This is a genomic window from Cupriavidus sp. WS, from assembly GCF_000395345.1.
GTDB lineage: Bacteria > Pseudomonadota > Gammaproteobacteria > Burkholderiales > Burkholderiaceae > Cupriavidus > Cupriavidus basilensis_B.
Map to the genome: position 1 here is coordinate 1 of NZ_AQPL01000005.1, position 1,066 is coordinate 1,066.

Consider the following 1,066-nt stretch of genomic DNA (forward strand, 5'->3'; position numbering starts at 1 on the left):
GGCCCGCCGCCGGCGCATCGAGCAGTCGCGGCAACTGGTGTGCTGGCTGCTGCGCGGCGCCGCCGCGCAGCAAGGCGGGCGGGCGCAAGCGGCAGCACCAGCACCATCGGCAGCCGCGGCGCGCAAGCGCAAGCCGCGGCAGGCGCAGCCGCACTGAACGCGGCGGGCGCCGGCGCTCAGGCCAGCCGCGCGTAGCCGGCGGCCACCGCGGCGCGCGCCATGTGCGTCACCGGCGCGTAGTGCGCGAGGCCGGTGCGGGCGATGCCGCGCAGCCGCAGCCGCCGCGCCAGCGCGGGCTCGGCCTCGATCACGCGCGCCAGCACGTCGCCCACGCGCGCGCTCTGCGCCGGGCTGGCATGGCGCGAGCACACCAGCGGCAGGCCGGGCGCCGACGCGGTGCCGGCGATCTGGCGCAGCGCCGCCAGCCGTCCGGGCAGGTGGTCGCGCGCGAAGGCCAGCGTGACGCAGTCGATGGCCGCCACGTCGGCGTCGCCGCGCGCCACGGCGTCGAGCGAGGCCAGGTGCGAGCCGGTGCACAGCGCCGCGGCGAAGAAGCGCCCGCCGCGCGCCAGCGGCGCCACCGCGTGGCGCAGCGCGTTCATGCCGCTGTGCGAGGCCTCGTCGTTGTACGCCACGCGCAGCCCGCGGCAATCGGCCAGGCTGTCGGGGCCGTCGGCGCGCGCCACGATCGCGCTGCGATAGCGCTCGCCGTCGCAGCCCGGCGCGTCGAACAGCGGCGTACCGATCACGCGCACGTGGCGCTGCAGGCCCTGCACCAGCGGGTAGCCGCAGGTCTGCGACAGCAGCAGGTCGGGGCGGCGCCAGAATTCGTGCAGTTGCGCATGCGTGGCGCCGGGCTCGACGGCGCGCAGGAACAGCGGATCGCGCCCGCGCGCGAGCTCCGCCGCCACGCGCGCGATCAGGGCCAGCCAGTCTTCGTGCAGCGCGGGCGATACGTTGTACATGGGCAGCGCGGCCACCCAGTGCCGGCGGTCATCCATGCGCGCTCACCCGGTCAGGCGCGCGCGCGCGTCGTTGCCGGCCCGCCGGTCTGCCGTGGCGGGGG

The 1,066-nt window shown here is 78.0% G+C and carries 1 protein-coding gene; it reads right to left on the minus strand.

All coding sequences use genetic code 11. From position 1 onward, the window contains the following. Positions 1-176 precede the first annotated feature (176 nt). A complete protein-coding gene (locus K206_RS0100265; RefSeq protein ID WP_020200401.1) occupies positions 177-1,001 on the minus strand; it encodes a phosphate/phosphite/phosphonate ABC transporter substrate-binding protein in 825 nt (274 codons plus the stop codon). Positions 1,002-1,066 lie beyond the last annotated feature (65 nt).

Bases quoted from the DNA above. Each gene is read 5' to 3' on its own strand.
- K206_RS0100265 (WP_020200401.1), bottom strand. From the start codon at position 1,001: ATGGATGACCGCCGGCACTGGGTGGCCGCGCTGCCCATGTACAACGTA.